The sequence below is a fragment of the Spirillospora sp. NPDC046719 genome (assembly GCF_040645715.1).
In the GTDB taxonomy this organism is placed as follows: Bacteria; Actinomycetota; Actinomycetes; order Streptosporangiales; family Streptosporangiaceae; genus Spirillospora.
In genome coordinates this window covers 1-2793 of sequence record NZ_JBEYYT010000751.1, presented here as the reverse complement: position 1 = coordinate 2793, position 2793 = coordinate 1, and the positions used below count along the sequence as shown (strand labels likewise).

The window sequence follows — 2793 nt, the reverse complement described above, 5'->3', positions numbered from 1 at the left end:
CCACGACGCGCGCCGCTCCGCCAACCCGGACGAGGAGCGGCGCGCGACGGTCACCCGCGCCGCGTACGACACCCAGGGCGGCGTCCGGCTGCCCGTCCCCGAGGACGAGCCCGTCGAGCTGGCCGTGGCGGCGGCCGGCACCGTCGGCGGGACGCGGGTGACCGGCCCGCCGGTGACCGCCGAGGTCGGGGCGCGCGCCGTCGTCCGCTACGACCTGGAGCGGTCGGGGCCGCCGTGGCGGCGGTCGCTGACGCTGCGGCTCACCTGCTCGCGGCCGCTGCGGGTGGCGCGGCTGTCGCTGGTGCTGCGGCGCGGCCGGGTCATGCCGCACCGGGCGGCCGACGGCGAGACGCTCGGCACATGGGAGCAGGTGCCGGTGCCCGGCGAGCTGTCCGTGGCCGTCCCGGACGCGTCCGCGCCGTACTGGCTGCGCTGCTTCGCCGATGATGATGTCATCGAACTCACCGATCCCCCGATCCGCCGACTCCAGGTCCCGTGATGACCAGACCCCTCGCCCGGCTGCCGGGCGCGCCCGCGCGGCTCTTCCCCCGGCACGGCGTCACCTGCCCGTACTGCTTCGCGTCCGTCCCGCCGCAGCGGATCCTGTTCCGCTGCCGCGGGCAGGCGGGGCGGCGGCAGGGCTGCGCGCCCGTCCTCGACGAGAAGCTGGCCGCCTACACGGGGTCGACGGCCGGCGCGTCGCTGCCGCCGGTGTTCGCCGCGCCGGGACGTAAGGGGCGCGCCGACTGCCCCGAGTGCGGCGTCCCGACGGGGAACCGGGCGTGCCCGGAGTGCCACAACCCGCTGCCGTCGGCGTACTGCGACTCCCCCGGCCGGATCGTCGCGCTGGTCGGCGCGAAGAACGCCGGCAAGAGCACCTACATAGCGGTGCTGCTGCACGAGCTGATGAACCGGGTCGGCACGGAGCTGGACTCCTCGCTCGTCGCGTGCGACGACCGGACCATCGAGCGCTACAAGCGCGACTTCGCGCGGCCGCTGCTGGAGGAGCGGCGGCTGCTGCCGACGACCGCGAGCGCCGCGACGGGCCCGCGCGAGCCCCTCGTCTACCTGCTGACCCGGACGCGGGCCGGCCGGTTCCGGCAGGGCCGGTTCGCCCGCCCGCGCAACGACTCCCTCGCGCTGGTGCTGTTCGACACCGCCGGCGAGGACCTGCGCAGCCGCGAGGCGACCGACCTGCACCTGCGCTACCTGGAGGCGGCGGACGCGATCATCTTCCTGGTCGATCCGCTGGAGCTGCCGGGCGCGCGGGCGGGGATCTCCGACACCGTCCCGGATCCGCGCGGCTCCGGCGACGACTCCGGCGGTGAGCCGCTGGACATCATCGCGCGGGTCACCGACGCGCTGCGGCAGCGGCACGGCACCCGTCCCGGCGAGCCGCTGCCGGTACCGGTCGCGGTCGCCCTCACCAAGATCGACGCGCTGCGCCCGGACCTGCTGTGGCAGTCGGCGCTGCGCCGGTCCCGGTCCGGCGCGGGCGTGCTCGACCTCGACGACCGCGACGCGGTGGACGAGCAGGTCCGGGCGCTGCTGCACGAGTGGCAGGCGGGCCAGCTCGACACCTACCTCGGGCAGCAGTACGCCGAGCACGCACTGTTCGGGCTGTCGGCGCTCGGCGGCGTCCCCGAGGACGGCCGGGTCGGCGCGGGCGGCGTCCGCCCGCACCGCGCCGAGGACCCGCTGCTGTGGCTGCTGTACCGGTTCGGGATGCTCGACGGCGTCCGCCCCGGAGGTTCGTGACGGTGGCGTGGCAGCTGCACTACACCTCCGCGCGGCGCGGGCCCACCGGCCGGGCCGGGTTCCAGTTCGTCGCGGAGACGCCGGGCCTGCCCGACGGGGTGCGGGCGGCGGTCACGCCGTACCTGTCGTACCGGCCGCCGCCGGACGCGCCGCTGTCCCCCGACGACGCCGAGCTGGACCGGTTCCCCGTCTCGCTGTTGTACGACCGGGTGGACGGGCGCCCGCTGCTGCTGCGCTGCCGCTACCTGGGCCGCGACTACTCCGGCCGGTACGGCAACTTCTTCGCGCACGCGGTGGTGGCCGACCCCGACGAGCTGGAGGGGCTGCGCCCCGCCGAGCTGTGGCACGCGCCGATCTGGACGCCGCTGCCCGGCGACGGCGACCTCGGCGAGCTGGACGACCTCGCGCCGGGCGCCGCGCTCGACCCCGAGTCGCTCGCGGAGTGGCTCGCGGGGTCCGGGCCGCCCGACGCGTACGGGACCCTCGCGCGGCTGGTGGACGCGGTCGCCGGCGTCCTCGGCCGGGGGCACGGCCGGATCGTGCTGGTCGCCGCCGACGTCGAGCTGATCGCCCGCTGGATCGCGGTGGTGTCGTACTCGCTGCCGGTCGCGGCGGCGGAGCGGCTGTCGTTCGTCACCTACACCGCCGACCCCGACGGCGCCGCGCAGCGGCTCGTCGGCACCACCCCGGACGTGTGGAGCGCGGTGCGGCACCACGCGTCGCACGCGCTGGCCGTCGACCTGCACGGCGGCCTCGCCGGCGCGGGCGGCGCGTCCCGCTTCGCGCGGACCGTCGCGGCGTGCTGGCGCGACGCCGACTTCCCCGCCCTCGACGCGCTCGGCGAGCACGCGCTGCTCGACGGCGCGGCGCCGTCCGACCCGGCGGTGCTGGAGGGCGCCGCGGCGCTGCTGGCGCTGTGCCGCCGCGACGCGCCCGTCACCGCCGCCGAGGAGAGCGCGGCCGGGGCGCTGCTGTCGCGGCCGGGCGCGGCCGTCCCCGACTGGGTGTGACGCGACGCCCGGCGCGAGGTCGCGC

Annotated in this window: 2 protein-coding genes and 1 pseudogene; all 3 read left to right on the top strand. The window is 77.5% G+C overall.

Annotated elements, in window-relative coordinates:
• Positions 1–499: pseudogene (locus ABZ914_RS49670) on the top strand (hypothetical protein); the annotation flags it as partial.
• Entirely contained in the window at positions 499–1758 is a 1260-nt protein-coding gene (locus tag ABZ914_RS49665; protein ID WP_500201566.1) for a TRAFAC clade GTPase domain-containing protein, read from the top strand. The pseudogene ABZ914_RS49670 and the gene ABZ914_RS49665, both read left to right, overlap by 1 nt.
• Positions 1759–1760: 2 nt before the next feature.
• Complete coding sequence (locus ABZ914_RS49660; protein ID WP_500201564.1) at positions 1761–2768, top strand: GAP1-N2 domain-containing protein; 1008 nt, start codon at positions 1761–1763, stop codon at positions 2766–2768.
• Positions 2769–2793 lie beyond the last annotated feature (25 nt).